This is a genomic window from Elusimicrobiota bacterium (genome assembly GCA_016218575.1).
Classification (GTDB): domain Bacteria; phylum Elusimicrobiota; class Elusimicrobia; order UBA1565; family UBA9628; genus JACRDN01.
The window spans coordinates 20,592-36,650 of sequence record JACRDN010000003.1 but is presented as its reverse complement, the minus strand read 5'-3'; the positions used below and the strand labels follow the sequence as shown (position 1 = coordinate 36,650).

Genomic DNA, 16,059 nt, shown 5'->3' with positions numbered 1-16,059 from the left:
GTACTTCTTGGCCTGCGCCAAGCCCTTCTTCGACAAAAAGTGGGTGATCGCCGCCGTCAACGTCGTCTTGCCGTGGTCCACGTGGCCGATCGTACCTATGTTGACGTGCGGCTTCTTCCTTTCAAACTTAGCTTTTGCCATTCTCGTTTCTCCTAAATTATGTGTGCACGAGTTCTTATTCTACAAAAATTCAGCTGGGAATGGGAATCGAACCCACGACCTTCTCCTTACCATGGAGATGCTCTACCAACTGAGCTATCCCAGCATTACTGGAGCGGGCGATGGGAATCGAACCCACGTAACAAGCTTGGAAGGCTTGTGTTCTACCATTGAACTACGCCCGCATGCAAAAAAGTATTATATCAAAATCCGGAAGCTTTTCGCGGGGCTTGTGATTTTCGCGGACAGGGCTTATTCTAGGGCATGTCTTTCTCCAGGCTGATCTTCCTGCTGGCGCTGGCTTTGGCCGTGGTCCTGCCCGTGAGGTTTTGGGTCCTCGAGCCCATCTATATCGCCACGGCCTCCATGGAGCCCACCTTGCCCGTGGGCAGGCATTTGTTCACGGACAAGATTACGCTGAGATTCAGGCCCTTGAGGCGAGAGGACATCGTCGTGTTTCGCCCCCCGGTAGAGGGCGAGCCAGGGGACTTGGTCAAGAGAGTAATCGGGCTACCAGGCGAAACGGTCGAGATTCGCGCCAAAAAGGTCCTTATTAATGGAAAGGAGCTGGAGGAGCCCTATGTCCAGCATACCCGCGCCGCGGAACATTTGGAGGGGGACAATCTGGGGCCCCTGCCCGTTCCGGCCGGGCAATTATTCGTCCTGGGCGACAACCGCGATGAGTCCCAGGACTCCTCGGTCTGGAGGGATGCCCAGGGCGAAAGGGTTTATTTCATATCCCTTAAGGATGTCGTGGGCCTGGTGAGAGGCGTTTATTAGTGCCAGACATTAAATAGTTTAGATATTAAAAATTAAATTTTGCATTACATCAATAAATAAACTACTAAAGCCAGGCACTATCCGCAGTCCAAGGTCCCACCGATGCCTAGGTCTTTAGCTTCTGTTCAAGAAAAGCGGGTTTGATCCATACTATGCAGTATGAAACCATCAAACCGGCTTTTGACCGTTCTCATCCTGGCGGCCTGGCTCTTGCCTCGGCCCCTGCCCGGCTGCGCCCAGGCCGCTCCAAGCCCCCAAACCCGGGCGCGGAATCTGCTGTCCGCCATAGAGCAGTACAAGGTGTTCTTCAAGAACGACGGCCGCTCCGACATGACCAGCCGGTTCTTGCCCGGCCTCCATGAAATTAAGGAGGGAGCCCTCAATGCCCAGGAGGACTCCCAGATTGAGGCGCTTGAGAAGCGCTTCCTGGTCTGGAAGGACGGGTTTTTGGCCTATTATTTGAGAAGCATTTACGGAACGCGCTTCGCCGATATTAGGCAGTTCGAGACCGAGGCGCAGCGCAGGCTGGATGCCTTGAACGCGGTGTACGGACGCAGGAAAGCCCTGGCGGGCGGCCGCCCCGAGCTTGCCCTCATGCTGGACAAGCTCAAAGCTCGCATCAACAGCGGGGCCTCTTCGGCCGATCTCGGCGCTCTATATGACAACCTGGGCCTGCCCAGGCCGAGCGCGGTCGTGGAGCCCAGGCCCGCGGGAGACATCTCCGCGGCGCGATTTCAGACCGTTCCTGTCGCCCAGGCGGCGCCGCAAGAGCCGGAGTATTCCCTCGCCCTCCCGTACCTCAGGTCTCAAGGAGTCATCGCGGACAGTAAGGAGGTGGTTTCAATTTTGAGGGTCATCAAGGAAGAAGCCGCGGCGGCTGGCGCCGATTGGCTGTTGACCGCGGCGATGGTTCTGCGGGAATCCCATTTCAACCGTTGGGCCTTGGGGGGGGCCGGGGAATACGGGCTCATGCAGCTCATGCCGGGGACCTGGAGCCTGTTCGGCGCGCCGCGGGCGGATCCCTTCGACGCGCGGGCCAACATCCGCGCCGGGATCCGCTACATGGGCTGGCTGTGGGCGCAGTTTGCTCCCAGCTTGGCATTCAACCGGCTTCTTTCCACCGAGAATCCCTGGGCCCGCGCCGACGTCAAGGACGCCATCGCCGCCTACAACGCCGGCCCGGGCAACGCCCGCAGGAGGCACTTCTGGCCCCGGGTGGCCGATTACGTGCGGGGAATCCTTAGGCATTACACCCTCTTGCGGAATTGCTATAATAAGCCGCCGCTTTTGGGCAGTTAGCTCAGCGGTAGAGCACTGTCCTCACACGACAGGGGTCATAGGTTCAAATCCTATACTGCCCACCATTTTTTCAACGCGAAAAGAAGACGTTTATCGTTGGAGATAGCCGCGAGTGGCCTAAAAGCCCATGCTAATTCGATGGCGTCTGTTACCCTAAACGAGATATGGAGCGGCAGGCCGTTGCAGCCCTCGTATTGGTGGTGGTTGTCCCGACTTTCGCCGTTCAGGCGACCCAGACGCGCAGCCTTTCCGCTCCGGCGCCGATTTCCCCGATCGCGGCCCCGCTGCAGTTGCGCGTGGGAAGTCTCCTCAACGACTACCGTGTCGATGCCAAGATCGCCGAAAACGGCGCCACAGCGACGACGATCTATAAAGTATCCAACGCCGAAGGCGCGTGGGCGCTCAAGGAGATGTCGCTGGAGCCCAATCTTGCGGCCGCCGAGAAAACCCAGGAGCAGGCCCAGTTCTTCGCCGAGCATGCCCTGCTTGGAGCGGTTAGCCACCCCAACCTCGCGAAGACGCGGAAAGCTTTCGAGGAGAACGGCAAGCTCTACCTCGTGCGCGAATGGGTGGAGGGCGAGAGCTTGGCCGATCGTCTTGCGAGGGTCGGCCGGCTCTCGCCACAGCAGGCTCTGAACCTGTTGGAGCCGATCATGGGCGCCCTACGGGCAGTCCATGGCAGCGGTTTCGTGTTTCGCGACGTCAAGCCCGACAACATCATGCTTTCAAATGGCGGCGGCGCCAAGCTCATTGACGGCGGCGCCGTGCGCAAGCGGGGGTTCTGGAGCCGCGGCGACACGATCGCTCTGGGCACGCCAGGCTACGCCGCTCCCGAGCAGTTTGGCCGCAAGGCCAATAGCGATCGCCGTTCTGATGTCTACGGCCTGGCCGCCACGCTCCACCATGCGGTCACTGGGATCAATCCGCAGCAGTCGCAGCTTTGGACGTACGCGCCGCCGCATCAAGTCGACAGCAGCATTCCGGAGACCTTCAGCGATGCGCTCATGAAGGCCCTATCTTCCGATCCCGCCGCGCGTTATGCGAGCATGGCGGTATTCAAGAAGGCCCTCTTGGATTCGCTGGGCTTGCCGTCCGGTGGCGCCGCCGGCGGTTTCTTGAGCGGCCTGGTTGCCGTGGGGAATAGGACTGGGATTTGGACGCTGAAGACAGCGGCGCCGACAAGCCGCCCCCCCAGCCGGCCCACGCTCGACGGCCTCACGGCCAAGGACGCTTTGAACGAGTCCATTGTCGGCGTAGCCGGCCGCCTCATCGAAATCCCGGCGGGACGGTTCGGCATGGGCACGCTTGATTATGCGCGGGATCGAAACGACGAGGTCTATCACGATGTCGAGCTCTCCCATCGCATCGTGATGATGGCAGCGCCCGCGACGGCCTTGCAGATGCGCCTGTGGGTTCCGAGCTATTGGCCGAGGGATTTCAATGACAAGCGGCATAGCGACGGAGACGGGCGGCTTGTGGACGGCAAGTACATGAACGCCAATCATCCTGCCGTTAATGTCTCCTGGTTTGAAATGGCCAAGGCCGCCAACAGCGCCTCTAGGGCGGACGGGCTCAAGCCCTGCTACGAGGAAGACGGCCAAGGCAACATCACGGGCAGGCTGACGGCAGCCAGCCCTTACGACTGCGAAGGCTGGCGCGCGCCCACGGAGGCCGAGTGGGAGCGCGCGGCCAGAGCTGGCGTGGGCGCTCCTGATTGGCCCTATTGGTTCGGCTACAACGACAACAACGAGCTGGTCAAGTACGGCTGGTACGATAAGAACGCTCAAGACCGCACCCACGCTGTGGGGCTGCTTTTGCCCAATCCAATGGGCTTTTTCGACATGAACGGTCTCGTTTGGGAATGGATGGGGGATTGGTACGAGAAGGATTATCCGACGGGGTTTGTCGTCGATCCCTTCGGGCCGAACGCGGGCTCGTGCCGGGTCATGCGGGGCGGCTCCTGGGTCAACTGGGCCGTCTGCCTCCGCTCCGCCTATCGCTACGGCGACGACCCGGGCCCCCGCGTTGGCGGCGTTGGGTTTCGCCTCGCGAGGTCCATTCCTTGACCCTCGGGACCTTCTGGACGGCAGTTATCGGCCCAGGCCGTACCGGATGTTTTCCATCTTTTCCGCTCAAATATAAGCTATACTAACCTGGACGTAAGGAGACTCGCATGGCCGCGACGAAGGAAGTCCGGTCTGGGTCCTAGTTAACATCAGAGAGGAAACACAAGTAATGTCTACTGGAAAAGTGAAGTGGTTCAACGATCAGAAGGGCTTCGGCTTCATCACGCCGGATGATGGCTCTAAAGATCTTTTCGTGCACCATTCGTCCATACTGGGCGATGGCTTCAAGAGCCTCGCGGAGAATCAGGCCGTCGAGTATGAGAAGCAAGACTCCGATAAAGGCCCCCGCGCCGCTAACGTTAGAAAACTCTAATCAGAGTCAGCAGGCAAGCCCCGCGGCGCGAAAGCGCCGCGGGGCTTTTTATTGCGGCTGGCGCCGCTTCAGCTTGAGCTCGGTGAAGCCGGCCAAAGCCTGCCGATTGATGTCCCCGGCCTCCGCCCGCCTGCTCGTGGAGGGAGAGCGCGCCGCACCCTTGGGTCGCGGCGTCCACCTTTGTCCTGTCAAGAAAGGGAAATAATTTAGCCGCGGGAGGCGAAGATATCCACCGAACTTCGCCGGGAAGTTCGGTGGATAAGTCCTGCGGCTCGCGCTTCCCAGCGAGATCCAGCGCGCTGGCGAGCAATGGCTTGGGCCGAGAATGCTAGCATTAACCGACAATGGCCATGACCTGGCGCCGGAGGCTCGAACTCCTCGTCGTGAACCCCTCTCTTTGGTACGACAAGGGCGTCCTTTTTCGGCTGGAGGAGCGGGAGACGCGGGACGCTGCGGGGCAGGGCCTGGTCAAGGACCTTGCGGCTTTCGCGGGCGGGCTCAAACGGCGGGAATATCCGAGCCTTCGGCTCAAGCTTTGGATCGCTCCCGACGAAACGCACCACAGCGTTTTCCCTGGGGCCGCGATGCGGGGCCTGCAGTGGGTATTAGGGAATGATAAAATCCCGTGATGCTGCCTCTTCTGCTTCTGTCCATTTTTCTTGGGCCCGCCCAAGCGCGGCAAACGCAACTCAACGTTGTGGTCGTGGACATTTGTTCGGCGCGGGCCGATCACTTCAGCTTTTACGGTTACGCGCGCAAAACGACCCCGGGGCTGGAGGCCTTGGCCAAGGAATCCGTGGTCTTCGATCGGGCCATGGCCCAGTCCTCCTGGTGCCTTCCCAATTACGCGACCTTGCTGACGGGCCACGTGCCCGAGGTTCACGGCCAATACAGCAGCGTGCCCTTTCGCCCCTTGCCCGACTTCGAGACCACCTTGGCCGAGAGAATGCGGCGGGGCGGCTACAAGACCGCGGCCTTCACCGGGGGGATTTATTTTCTTCCCGCGTGGGGGCTGGAGCGGGGCTTCGAGACCTTCGTCAACTACTTCTCCACCGCGACGGCCCTGCCGGCTCCCTTTGACCAGTCTTTCCCGGCCATGACCCGGTGGATAGACAAAAACAGCCAAGCCCCTTTCTTCCTCTACGCGACCGTGGACGATCTCCATGCTCCTTATCAATCCAAGGACCCCGACCGCTATGACCCGGGTTATGAAGGAATAGCCCACGACACGGCCACCCTTTCGGTGGGATTTTTCAGGGCTTACAACGGGGAGCCGGGCGTCCCGGCGGACATGGAGCGCCGGGCCGAGGAGTTCCGCGGGGACCGGAGGCATTTGAGGCATCTGGTCTCCCACTATGACGCGGCCTTGGCCGAGGTGGACCGGAGAATATTCGAGTTCGTGGACTTTCTCAAAAAGAAGAATTTGTGGGATAGCTCTCTTGTCATTATCACGGCCGATCATGGGGAGCTGTTGGGAGAGCACGGCCTTTTGGGCCATACCGAGGGGTTGTATGAGCCGATCTTGAGGGTCCCTCTCATCCTTCACCATCCCTTATATCCGGATCGGCGCGGCGAGCGCGTCTCGGAGCTTGTCGAGCGCATTGATCTGACGCCGACCATCCTGGACGCGGGGGGCATCGGGTACGAAGAAGAGGAACTGCAGGGGCGCAGCCTCGCACCCCTGCTGTCCGATCGCGGCGGGTCGTGGAGGGCTTGGGCCTACGCCAGCTCCAAGCGCAACATGGCGCAGCCGGCCGGCCCGGACATTGACGAGCGCGTGATACGCGACAAGAAGTGGAAGCTCCATTGGTACAGTTACAAGGAAAGCTTCGAGCTCTACGACCTGGAGAACGATCCTTCGGAGGCCGCCGACCTGGCCTCGGCGCGCCCCGAGGTGGTGCAAAGACTGGCTTTCGAGCTTCTCAAGCAGGTCGAGCTTTTGCGCCCTCATGCCCCCGGCCTGCCTTCCGGCAAGAGCGCCGCCTCTTCAAGGCCTTTGTCGCGCTTGGCCGATTGATTTTACTGAGGGGCAATTGCGTCGCGACTGGTGAACAATCCATAGCGACTTTCCTAGATTTCTCCTCGTTTCTCGAGACTTTTATATTCGACAAGGGAATAGACGACCGGTATTAAGGCTGCCGCGATCAGCATGACGAACGCGGGCACAAAAGGCAGGCCGGCAAGCACCGCGATACACCCTGTGATTCCGCTGGTGCAATAGAGCCGAGCCGCAAAGCGGTGGGTATTGTTCCAGACCCGCTCGCTGGCCAAGGTCCAGGGAACGCGAACCCCGATCCAAAAGTTCCTCCGGACCTTTCCCAATACATTCCCCAGTAGGCCAAAAAAAAGAAATATTCCCGCCACGAGAGCGCGGCTCACATCGGTCGAGTCGGATAATCCGGCCCAGAGTGTGATGGCGTGAATGTAGCCGAGGAGTCCGATAGTCAAGATCATCAGGAATTCGTAAGTCTCCCGAAAGTTGTCCACCTCAAAGCATTTGGGCGAAAGCCAGGGCAATATTTTAGTGAGCCCTAGCATGGCCAGCATGATAGCAGGCATGAGAAAAACTACAAAATGCTTGGCCATGTAGCCGTCCACTTCTCCGTGGATGTTCCAGTGTGTCGGCATCTCGCTTGGAAGCTGTGGATATGTAATCAGCGCTGCCGCGAAAGCAATGAGGATCAAGCCGGCTCCCCATGCCAGGGTGCTCTTCTTCATTTTCGTTCCCTCCTTTTATGAGATGAATCCAGCATGTCCATGGCCCAGCCCATGACGTCCTGCATGACGGTCGTGTTGAGCGAATAGTAAATCAGGGTTCCTTCCCGCCGGCTTGTGATCAGTTTCGCCTCCTTGAGTACCGCAAAGTGGTGTGATACGGTGGGTTTGGTCATATCGAAACGCATGGCTAGGGCGCCTGCGGTCATTTCTCCGCGGCCTAGGAGTTTTAGGATTTCGCGTCGAGTAGGATCCGCTAAGGCTTTGAATATATTATTCATGGGTGTCTAATTAGATAACTATCTAATTATAGCATCAACCGGTTGCGCGTGTCAAGTATCCAGCAATTCGGGGAACCGCGGGGCTCGAGATGCTTGGCGGCTCAGATCAACAATTCGTGGCGGCAACAAATGCCAACGCCTCGGCTGGAACGCCCAATAGTTGGGCCGACTGATTCAGATGCTCTGGCCGCGGCTTGGTTGTCCGTGGGGCTTGTCTACAACTGGTGGTCGCTGTTCGTTCGGCTTGCCAGTCCCGAAGGACTCAACTGGCTTGTGAAAGTCAGCTGGTATTGACAGCGTGCCGAGGCCATCCTATGTTCGAGAAGTTCGGTATAACGCCCAGGGTCGAAGTCATGTTCGATTCCTATGAAGTCGCCGCCGAGCGTCTTTTGGGAACGAATAGTTGGAGTCTTTTCCCCGATTGGATCGCGGAGCTTTATACCGGTCTTTCCTGCCTGGCCCCGCCCAAGGGCTGGGAGGCTCCGGTTCGGGTGGAGATGATTCGGTCCAAGAACAGGCTCGGGACCAAGGTTATTAAACGGTTGTGTCGGCGGCTCCGAGAAGATTTTAAAAAAGCTGCCGCAGGAAATACGCGCAGTGCAATGGCCAGAGCTTGACGCGCAGGCAGTCGGCGTCGCTCGCCCTTTTAATTTGCGCCATGACGGATATGAGGCCTCTTTATTACGACGTGGTCAACAGCCCGACGGGCCGGTTTCTTTGGTATAATATGTTAAATGGCGCTGACCAAGGAGGACCTCACCCTTCTCATCGCCCTGCAGGAACGGGACGGCGCCCTGGATAAGCTCAAAAGCCAAATGGAGGCCGTGCCCCGGGAGACAGGGCTTTTACGGGAGCGCCTCGATGGGGAGAAGGGGGCCTTGTCCCAAGCCAAGGCCCGCCTCCAGGGCCTGGAGAAGAAGAAAAAGGAAAAAGAGCTGGAGCTCTTCCAAAAGGAAGAGGCGGTTAGAAAACACTCCATGGAGCTTAATCAGGTCAAGACCAACGATGCTTTCAAGGCCCTCCAGCTCGAGATAGAGCAGGCCAGGTCCGAGGGCGGCGACATAGAGACCGAAATTCTCCAGATCATGGAAGATTTGGACGTCTGCCGCAAGGAAGAGAAGTCCTTGCAGTCGGAGTTTGGACATAAGGAGAAGGAGTTCAACGCCCAGATTGCGGTTTTAGAGGCTCGATTCACCGAGGTCAAAGGGCGTTTCGACGCGGCCAAGGCGCAGAGGGACCAATTGGCCGTTCCCCTGCCCGCGGAGATGCTGCGGGTCTACGAGCACATCCGTTCCCGCGGCAAGCCGGACGCCGTGGTCCCGATAGAGGGAGAGCTCTGCAGCGCCTGCCGCATTTCATTGGCTCCGCAGGTGATCGTGGAGGCCATAAAGGCAAAACAATTGGTCACATGCGAGAATTGCCTCAGGATTCTCTACCGCCCCCAGGCCATCGCGGCCCGCGCGGTTTGACGATTTAGGAACCGGCCGGAGGATCGCTCGCCTGCGAGGGCGGGAGGAACTTCCGAACTCCATAGAGCGCGGCGCCTGTCGAAAGGCAGGACCACGGGAACGAAAGGCCTCGTGGATGGAAAGTGCCACAGAAAACAAACCGCCCGGGCGCTTAAAGCTTGAGCGCTTTGGCAAGGGTGAAACGGCGGGTTAAGAGCCCACCGCCCGGGCCGCGAGGCTCGGGGCACGGCAAACCCCGCCGGGAGCAAGGCAATAGGGCGGCTTGCGCGGCTCGCGCGGTCCCTGCCGCGAGGCAGGGGCGGCCGCCCGGTAGCCGCTGAGAGAAATGATCCTCCAGGGCGGGGGCGACTCCGCCTGGACAGAATTCGGGGTACAGGCCGGTTTCCTGAATTTAGCCGCAGGGCTTGGCCCTGCGGCTGATGGATGCTTCGCCGGGGCCGGCGACGCGCCGGCCCCCTACTTCTCCAGGGCGTGGGGCTTGGATTCCTGCCAAGAGGCGGGGCTGATGCGGATAAATTCCGCCTTTTCCCAGAACTCGGCCAAGGTTCGGGCTCCTGAGTAACTCATTCCCGAGCGCAAGCCTCCCTGCAGCTGGCAGATCACGTCCGCCACCGGGCCGCGGTAGGGGGTCATGGATTCGACCCCTTCCGGCACCATTTCGGCGACCTCGATGGGGTCGAGATCCTCCTCGCTTCTCTCGCGCCTTCTGCGGCTGATGGTTGCGGTGACCGAGGCCATGCCGCGGTAAATCTTGTAGCGGCTGCCGTTTCTCACGATGATCCAGCCCGGGCTTTCCTCGGTGCCGGCCAAGAGGCTGCCGAGCATGACGCAGGAGGCCCCGGCCGCGAGGGCCTTGGCGATGTCTCCCGAGTCCCGGATGCCGCCGTCCGCGATGACGGGGATCCCGCGCTCGCGGGTGATCCGGGCGCAGTCGAGAATGGCGGTGAGCTGGGGGACTCCGGCCCCGGAGACGATGCGGGTGCTGCAGATCGAGCCCGGCCCCACCCCGACCTTGATCCCGTCCGCGCCGGCGGCGGCCAAGTCGCGCGCTCCCTCGTAGGTGGCCACGTTGCCGGCCACGACCTGGGCCTCCGGCCAACGCCTCTTGAGTTTTTTGACGGCCTCGACCACGTGCTCGGCATGGCCGTGAGCCACGTCCACCACGAGGACGTCGGCCCCGGCTTTGAGAAGGGCGGCGGAGCGTTCGAGGTAGTCCCCGACCACGCCTACGGCGGCTCCCGCGAGGAGGCGCCCTTTTTTGTCCATGGAGGCCTCGGGATGGAGCTTCTTCATCTTAAGGTCCTTGGCCGTGATGAGGCCCATGAGCATGCCCTTGCCGTCGATGAGAGGGAGCTTCTCGACCTTGCTCTCGCGCAGGACGTCCCGCGCCGCGTCGAGGGATATCCCGGGCTTGGCCGTGATGAGCTTCTTGGACATGACCCGGCGCAGGGGCGTCCGGGGGTCCGCCTGGAATTGGATGTCGCGCTCTGTGACTATCCCCACGAGTTTCCTGTCCTTGTCCACCACGAGCAGGCCGCCGACGGAATGCTCGCGCATGAGCTTTTGGGCCTGGGCGATGGTGTCCTCGGGCGAGACGGTGTAGGGCTGCTCGATGATGATGTTCTCCGCCCTCTTGACCTTGGCGACCTCGTTTACCTCCTCCTCGATGGAGAGAAAGCGGTGGATGACGCCGAGGCCCCCCAGTTTGGCCATGGCCACGGCCATGCGCGCCTCGGTGACCGTGTCCATGTTGGCCGAGGCGATGGGGCATTTGAGGGCCACGCCCTTGGAGAAGCGGCCCTCCGTCTCCACGTGCTTGCGCGAGGCGACGCCGGAGCGCTTCGGGACGAGGAGAACGTCGCGAAAGGTGATGCCCTCTCTCATGCCCCCATTATATATAAAAGCGGATTCCCGGCCCGCGGGGTTTTTTCTTTGATAAAATAGGGCGTGGCTTTTCCAGCGACTCGGCTCAGGCGCTTGCGCCGCAGTCCCGCCATGAGGCTTCTCACGCGCGAGACGGCTCTTTCGCCCCGCGATTTCGTCATGCCCTTCTTCGTTCGCCCCGGCAAGGGGGAGCGCCGGCCGATCAAGTCCATGCCTGGGCATTTCCAATATTCGGTGGACGAGCTGGTCAAAGCCCTGGGGCCCGTGGTTTCCGCCGGGATCCCAGCGGTGATTTTGTTCGGCATCCCCGACAAAAAAGACGCCAGAGCCTCCGGCGCCTACGCCGAGGACGGGATCACCCAGAGGGCGCTCTCCGCCGCCAAGGAGCGCTACCCCGGCCTGATCTTGATGGCGGATCTCTGCTTCTGCGAGTACATGGATCACGGGCATTGCGGCGTGGTCAAAGACGGCGCGATCTTGAACGACCCCACCTTGGAATTGGCCGCCAAGACCGCGGTGTCCCAGGCCCGGGCCGGGGCCGACGTGATCGCGCCGAGCGGGATGATGGATGGGCAGGTGGCCGCCATCCGGAAGGCCTTGGACGGGGGGGGGCTTTCCATGACGCCGATCCTGGCTTACGCCGCCAAATACGCCAGCGCTTTCTACGGGCCCTTCCGAGAGGCGGCCGAGTCTCCGCCCGGCTTCGGCGACCGGGCCTCCTACCAGATGGACCCCGGCAACATCCGAGAGGCCCTGCGCGAGGTGGCCCTCGACGTGGAGGAGGGGGCCGACATGCTCATGGTGAAGCCCGCCCTTGCCTACCTGGACGTGCTCAGGGCCGTGCGAGACAAGTTCGGCCTGCCCACGGCGGCCTACAGCGTCTCGGGCGAGTTCGCCATGATCAAGGCCGCGGCCCAAAACGGCTGGATCGACGAGAAAAGAACGGCCTTGGAGTCCCTTCTCGGCATCAAGCGCGCCGGGGCCGATTTCATCCTCACCTATTACGCCCTGGAGGCGGCCCGTTGGCTGGCCTAGCCTCCGAAAAACTGTTCGCCCGGGCGCAAAAGGTCTTGGCCGGAGGCGTCAATTCCCCGGTCCGGGCCTTCAGGGCCGTCGGGGGATGCCCGCGCTTCATGCGCAGGGGTTCCGGCGCCTACCTCTTCGACGCGGACGAGCGCCGCTACATAGACTACTGCTTGTCCTGGGGTCCCCTCATCCTGGGCCACGCCAGGACCGAGATCGTCGAGGCCGTCAAGGCCTCGGCGGCGATGGGCTCGACTTTCGGGGCTCCGACCGAGGGGGAGGTTCTGCTGGCCGAGAAAATCCAGGAGGCTTTCCCCTCGATGGAGCTGGTCCGGCTGACGAGCTCGGGCACCGAGGCCGTGATGAGCGCCTTGCGCGCGGCCCGCGCCCGCGCCGGCCGGGATCTGGCGGTGAAATTTTCCGGCTGCTACCACGGGCACGTGGACAGTCTCTTGGTCCAGGCGGGTTCCGGGGCCATGACCTTGGGCGCGCCCGATTCGGCCGGAGTGCCGGAGTCTTGGGCCAAGACCACGATCACGCTGCCTTACAACGATTTGAAGGCGGTCGAAGGCGCCTTTGCCCGCTGGGGAGAGCGCATCGCGGCCGTGATCGTGGAGCCCGTCGTGGGCAATATGGGAGTGGTGAGCCCCAGGGATGGCTTCCTCCAGGGCCTGCGCCGGATCACGAGCCGGGCCAAGTCCGTTCTCATCTTCGACGAGGTGATCACCGGCTTTCGCCTCTGCTGGGGCGGAGCCCAGACCTTGCTGAAGATCAAGCCGGACCTCACCTGCCTCGGGAAAATCGTGGGAGGGGGAATGCCGCTGGCGGCTTACGGCGGCCGCCGGGATATCATGGAGCTCGTGGCTCCCTTGGGCCCGGTCTACCAAGCGGGCACTCTCTCCGGAAATCCCGTGGCGGTGGCGGCGGGCCTGGAGTGCCTTCGAATTCTCGAGGAGGAGAAGCCCTACGAGCGCTTAGCCCAGCTCACGGAGTACCTCGCCCAAGGAATCGCAAGGCAAGCCGACAAAGCCGGGGTCCCCCTGCGCATCCATTCCGCGGGGTCCATGTTCACGCTATTCTTCTGCGCCTCCCCCATCCACGACTACGAGACCGCCAAGCGCGCCGACGCCAAGGCTTACGCGCGCTTTTTCCACAAGATGCTGGGCCAAGGCGTCTACCTGCCTCCGGCTCAATTCGAGGCGGCCTTCGTCTCCTACGCCCACACGGCGGAGGACTTGGATGCCACCATCGCGGCGGCCGGCAAGGCCTTCGCGTGAATTACTGGCTCATGAAGTCCGAGCCGGCGGTTTTTTCGATAGAGGGCTTGCGCCGGGCGCCGGGCCGGACTAGCGGCTGGGACGGGGTGCGCAATTACCAGGCCCGCAATTACATGAGGCAGATGAGGCCGGGAGACGGCGTCTTCTTCTATCATTCCAACGCCGACCCTTCCGGGATCGCCGGCCTGGCCGAGGTGGTCCGGGAGGCTTACCCGGATCCGAGCCAATTCGTTCCTAGGGGCGCTCATTTTGATCCCAAGGCCTCGCCTGAGCGCCCTATCTGGTACCAGGTGGACGTTCGTTTCGTGAAGGTCTTTAAAAGATTCCTATCTCTCGAAGAGCTCCGAGGCATTCCCTTGTTGAGGGGCATGCCTCTCTTCAGCCGCAGCCGCCTCTCGGTCCAGCCCGTCACCCGGGCTCAATGGGACGCGATTCTTAAATTATCGGCCTAAAGTCGGCAAGGCCGGCTCCTCGATGGCCTCGAGGAGCTTCCAAAACCGTCCCGCCGTGTGGATCCTCTTGTCGGGATTCGGGTGCAGGGCCCAGGCAATGAGCTCATCGGCCGCGGCCGGGATGTTGGGCGCGATCTGGGAGGCTTTGTGGTAGTCCCGAGAGGCCTTGATCGCGGCGCCGGCCGAGCCGGGGTAAGGCCTCAGGCCGGTGAGCATTTCGTATAGGCAGACCCCCAAAGAGAAGATGTCCGACTCTGGCAGGACCCGGCCGTAGCTCTGCTCGGGGGACATGTATTCCGGGGTTCCGGCCGCGGTCTCGCGCAGGCTCAGGTCCTGACGCCCGATGCCGTGGCAGGAGATCCCGAAGTCCATGATCTTGGCCACGCCCTCTGGAGTCACCATGATATTGGAGGGCTTTAGATCCCGGTGGATGATCTGGCGCTCGTGCGCGAAGTCGAGGGCCTCGCAGACCTGCCTGAGCAGGCGCTTGCTCTCGGCCAGAGACAGCCGTTTCTTTTCGCGCAGGAGGTGGTCCAAGGGCTCGCCGTCGACCAGCTCGAAGACCAGGTACAGGCCGGTGTCGTCCTCGATGATGGAGTAAATGTCTATGATGTGGGGATGATGAAGGCAGGCCACGGTCCGCGCTTCCTCGAGGAGGCGCGCCCTGGCCTCGGCCTCGACCTTGAGCTCCTCGCGGATCATCTTGATGGCGACCTTCCTTTGCAGGGAGCGGTCGAAGCCCTCGAAGATGACGCCCATGCCGCCCATGCCGATGGTTTTCCCGATCTCGTATTTTTCGCGGACGCTGGCCGCCGTGGGGATTTCAGCCAAGCCGTCGCCTCCGCCGTCCCGGTGGGATCGCCGGGGCGGCTTTCCGGGGCGCAGCAATCCCAAGGCGATCAAGGACCCCCCAAGGGCCGCGCTCAAGGCCAAGGCCAGGAAGGCATTGCGCCGCGCCTGCTTCCTTTGAGCCCAGATGGGGGAGGCCCCTTGATAGTGGCTGGAAGGCAGGGGCTCCGGCTCGAGCCCGTGGCGGGCCGCCGCGTCGCGGTAAGCGGCCTCAAAAAGGGGGCTCAAGAGGGCGGCCTCCTTGAGCTCGCTCAGCATGGAGGTGAGGTCCCCCTGGAGCTCGTGGGAAGCCCCCAGGTTGGCGAAAGCGTAGGGATTTTTGGGATTGATCTCTAGCGAGTGGAAGGAGTCCGCGATGGCGTCGTTGGGGCGCCCCAGCCGGTTGAAGGCCCAGGCCCTGGCGTCGCGGGCCGCGGTGTCGCTCGGTCTTAAGACCAGGGCCCTGGTGGCGTCCTGGACGGCCTTCTCGTATTCTCCCAGGAGGTTGTAGGCCGCGGCCCTATAGTAATGGCCGAGGAAGCTGCCGGGATCCGATGCCAGGGCGCGGGCGGCCTCCTCGACGGCTCCCGGATAGTCCTTGAGGGCGATCTTGTCCGCCGCCTTTTGCAGAAGTCGCGCCGCTGAAGGAGGCCCGGGGATGCCGCTGGGGTAGCGGATATTCTCCTCGACTTGGCTTATCTGCTCGGAAGTGTTGTGGTACTGCCTCCGGATTTGCGCGGGAAGATCGGATCGGTAGAGTTCGAGGCTCACAGCGCGCACCTTGTTTTCGGAGAGCTTGGCCAGGGCCGAGGCGGTGGCGTCGTCTGGGTCGAGGGCCAATGCCATTTTGGCTTGCGCCAAGGCGACGTCCTCGTTTCCCAAGCCGTAGGCGGCCATGGCCTTGGCCCGGTGCGCCAGGGGATTGCCTGGATCGGCCCGCAGGGCGGCCTCGGCGTCGGCGAGGGAGCCTTGGTAATCCTTGAGGCCGAAGCGGGCGGTGGCGCGGCTCAAGAGAGCGTCGGGATCCTGGGGCTGATCCAGCAGGATGAGATCGGAAAGGCGCAGGGCCTGTTCCCAATGTCCCGCGCTGTTGTTGAGCCAGGCAAGCCTCGCGCAGGCCTTGCGCCTGGCGGCCGGCGGCGCCGAGAAGAGCTCGAGGCTCGAGGCCGCGGCGTTGATCTCGTCGAGGCCTTCCCGAACCACGGCCTGCCTTCGTTCGGCGGATGCGTCGCGGGTTTTGCGCAGGAGAGCTTCCATGGCCTGGAGGAGGGGCTGCTGCCCCGGAAACGGAGGGTCTTCCTTTATGGAATCGTAGGCTTGCCTCAGTATATGGGCCGGCGGCCCGTCGCTCCGGGCGGCCGCGGCCGCCGGGGAGGAGGCCAAGAGGAGACAGGCGAGGGCCAGCACGAAGCCACGCATTTGGGAGAGTTTAGAGGTCGTAGGGGGAGGCTGT

The 16,059-nt window shown here is 62.0% G+C and carries 17 protein-coding genes, 3 tRNA genes and 1 other RNA gene; 13 read left to right on the top strand and 8 right to left on the bottom strand.

Features of this window, described 5'->3' with window-relative positions; translation table 11 throughout:
• From tuf to HY921_00435, 3 genes are all read right to left on the bottom strand, one after another.
• A partial coding sequence (gene tuf, locus HY921_00445; GenBank protein MBI5629337.1) for an elongation factor Tu occupies positions 1–141 on the bottom strand: 141 nt, incomplete at its 3' end.
• Between the two features lie 51 nt (positions 142–192).
• A tRNA-Thr gene (locus HY921_00440) sits at positions 193–265 on the bottom strand.
• A gap of 5 nt (positions 266–270) precedes the next feature.
• Positions 271–344, bottom strand: a tRNA-Gly gene (locus HY921_00435).
• 79 nt (positions 345–423) lie between these two features.
• Between HY921_00435 and lepB the strand changes: the two genes are divergently transcribed.
• The 5 genes from lepB (at position 424) to HY921_00410 (ending at position 4,677) form a co-directional block, all read left to right on the top strand.
• Positions 424–939 (top strand): signal peptidase I, encoded by a 516-nt coding sequence (gene lepB / locus HY921_00430; protein MBI5629336.1) that lies wholly within the window; start codon positions 424–426, stop codon positions 937–939.
• A 159-nt stretch (positions 940–1,098) separates the two neighbouring features.
• Positions 1,099–2,238 (top strand): lytic transglycosylase domain-containing protein, encoded by a 1,140-nt coding sequence (locus tag HY921_00425; protein MBI5629335.1) that lies wholly within the window; start codon positions 1,099–1,101, stop codon positions 2,236–2,238.
• Positions 2,229–2,303 (top strand) — tRNA-Val (locus HY921_00420). Before HY921_00425 ends, HY921_00420 begins: the two co-directional genes overlap by 10 nt.
• A gap of 129 nt (positions 2,304–2,432) precedes the next feature.
• Positions 2,433–4,304 carry an SUMF1/EgtB/PvdO family nonheme iron enzyme gene (locus HY921_00415; GenBank protein ID MBI5629334.1) on the top strand — a complete coding sequence of 624 codons (1,872 nt, stop codon included), beginning with the start codon at positions 2,433–2,435 and terminating at the stop codon, positions 4,302–4,304.
• A gap of 169 nt (positions 4,305–4,473) precedes the next feature.
• Positions 4,474–4,677: a cold shock domain-containing protein gene (locus HY921_00410; protein ID MBI5629333.1), complete on the top strand. Its 204-nt coding sequence runs from the start codon at positions 4,474–4,476 to the stop codon at positions 4,675–4,677.
• Between the two features lie 48 nt (positions 4,678–4,725).
• On the opposite strand, the gene HY921_00405 is transcribed toward HY921_00410, so the two are convergent.
• The gene (locus tag HY921_00405; GenBank protein MBI5629332.1) at positions 4,726–4,869 is read right to left on the bottom strand and encodes a hypothetical protein; all 144 of its coding nucleotides are present in this window, start codon (positions 4,867–4,869) and stop codon (positions 4,726–4,728) included.
• 152 nt (positions 4,870–5,021) lie between these two features.
• Here HY921_00405 and HY921_00400 point away from each other — a divergent pair, with 152 nt between their 5' ends.
• Positions 5,022–5,306, top strand: a complete 285-nt coding sequence (locus HY921_00400) for a hypothetical protein (protein MBI5629331.1) — start codon at positions 5,022–5,024, stop codon at positions 5,304–5,306.
• On the top strand, positions 5,306–6,694 hold the full coding sequence (locus HY921_00395; GenBank protein MBI5629330.1) for a sulfatase: 1,389 nt from the start codon (positions 5,306–5,308) through the stop codon (positions 6,692–6,694). Before HY921_00400 ends, HY921_00395 begins: the two co-directional genes overlap by 1 nt.
• Before the next feature lie 53 nt (positions 6,695–6,747).
• Here HY921_00395 and HY921_00390 read toward each other — a convergent pair whose 3' ends face one another.
• Together HY921_00390 and HY921_00385 are read right to left on the bottom strand one after the other, a co-directional pair.
• Complete coding sequence (locus HY921_00390) at positions 6,748–7,395, bottom strand: SdpI family protein (GenBank protein MBI5629329.1); 648 nt, start codon at positions 7,393–7,395, stop codon at positions 6,748–6,750.
• A complete protein-coding gene (locus HY921_00385) occupies positions 7,392–7,673 on the bottom strand; it encodes a winged helix-turn-helix transcriptional regulator (protein ID MBI5629328.1) in 282 nt (93 codons plus the stop codon). The genes HY921_00390 and HY921_00385 overlap by 4 nt, the downstream gene beginning before the upstream one ends.
• Positions 7,674–7,987: 314 nt before the next feature.
• Here HY921_00385 and HY921_00380 point away from each other — a divergent pair, with 314 nt between their 5' ends.
• The 3 genes from HY921_00380 (at position 7,988) to rnpB (ending at position 9,531) form a co-directional block, all read left to right on the top strand.
• Entirely contained in the window at positions 7,988–8,290 is a 303-nt protein-coding gene (locus tag HY921_00380) for a hypothetical protein (GenBank protein MBI5629327.1), read from the top strand.
• Between the two features lie 117 nt (positions 8,291–8,407).
• Entirely contained in the window at positions 8,408–9,142 is a 735-nt protein-coding gene (locus HY921_00375) for a hypothetical protein (GenBank protein MBI5629326.1), read from the top strand.
• 7 nt (positions 9,143–9,149) lie between these two features.
• Positions 9,150–9,531, top strand: an RNA gene (gene rnpB / locus HY921_00370) — RNase P RNA component class A.
• Positions 9,532–9,598: 67 nt separating this feature from the next.
• On the opposite strand, the gene guaB is transcribed toward rnpB, so the two are convergent.
• Positions 9,599–11,026, bottom strand: a complete 1,428-nt coding sequence (guaB, locus tag HY921_00365) for an IMP dehydrogenase (protein ID MBI5629325.1) — start codon at positions 11,024–11,026, stop codon at positions 9,599–9,601.
• Positions 11,027–11,089: 63 nt separating this feature from the next.
• Here guaB and hemB point away from each other — a divergent pair, with 63 nt between their 5' ends.
• The 3 genes from hemB to HY921_00350 are packed head-to-tail and all read left to right on the top strand — an operon-like array spanning position 11,090 to position 13,778.
• Complete coding sequence (gene hemB / locus HY921_00360; protein ID MBI5629324.1) at positions 11,090–12,061, top strand: porphobilinogen synthase; 972 nt, start codon at positions 11,090–11,092, stop codon at positions 12,059–12,061.
• Entirely contained in the window at positions 12,049–13,326 is a 1,278-nt protein-coding gene (gene hemL, locus HY921_00355) for a glutamate-1-semialdehyde 2,1-aminomutase (GenBank protein MBI5629323.1), read from the top strand. Before hemB ends, hemL begins: the two co-directional genes overlap by 13 nt.
• A complete protein-coding gene (locus tag HY921_00350; protein MBI5629322.1) occupies positions 13,323–13,778 on the top strand; it encodes an EVE domain-containing protein in 456 nt (151 codons plus the stop codon). The genes hemL and HY921_00350 overlap by 4 nt, the downstream gene beginning before the upstream one ends.
• Here the strand turns inward: HY921_00350 and HY921_00345 are convergent.
• On the bottom strand, positions 13,767–16,025 hold the full coding sequence (locus HY921_00345; GenBank protein ID MBI5629321.1) for a protein kinase: 2,259 nt from the start codon (positions 16,023–16,025) through the stop codon (positions 13,767–13,769). The genes HY921_00350 and HY921_00345 overlap by 12 nt on opposite strands.
• Between the last annotated feature and the right edge of the window lie 34 nt (positions 16,026–16,059).

Excerpts from the sequence above, each read along its gene's own strand:
- lepB (MBI5629336.1), top strand. The coding sequence starts at position 424 with ATGTCTTTCTCCAGGCTGATCTTCCTGCTGGCGCTGGCTTTGGCCGTG.
- HY921_00425 (MBI5629335.1), top strand. The coding sequence starts at position 1,099 with ATGAAACCATCAAACCGGCTTTTGACCGTTCTCATCCTGGCGGCCTGG.
- HY921_00410 (MBI5629333.1), top strand. The coding sequence starts at position 4,474 with ATGTCTACTGGAAAAGTGAAGTGGTTCAACGATCAGAAGGGCTTCGGC.
- HY921_00400 (MBI5629331.1), top strand. The coding sequence starts at position 5,022 with ATGGCCATGACCTGGCGCCGGAGGCTCGAACTCCTCGTCGTGAACCCC.
- HY921_00395 (MBI5629330.1), top strand. The coding sequence starts at position 5,306 with ATGCTGCCTCTTCTGCTTCTGTCCATTTTTCTTGGGCCCGCCCAAGCG.
- HY921_00390 (MBI5629329.1), bottom strand. The coding sequence starts at position 7,395 with ATGAAGAAGAGCACCCTGGCATGGGGAGCCGGCTTGATCCTCATTGCT.
- HY921_00385 (MBI5629328.1), bottom strand. The coding sequence starts at position 7,673 with ATGAATAATATATTCAAAGCCTTAGCGGATCCTACTCGACGCGAAATC.
- HY921_00380 (MBI5629327.1), top strand. The coding sequence starts at position 7,988 with ATGTTCGAGAAGTTCGGTATAACGCCCAGGGTCGAAGTCATGTTCGAT.
- HY921_00375 (MBI5629326.1), top strand. The coding sequence starts at position 8,408 with ATGGCGCTGACCAAGGAGGACCTCACCCTTCTCATCGCCCTGCAGGAA.
- guaB (MBI5629325.1), bottom strand. The coding sequence starts at position 11,026 with ATGAGAGAGGGCATCACCTTTCGCGACGTTCTCCTCGTCCCGAAGCGC.
- HY921_00345 (MBI5629321.1), bottom strand. The coding sequence starts at position 16,025 with ATGCGTGGCTTCGTGCTGGCCCTCGCCTGTCTCCTCTTGGCCTCCTCC.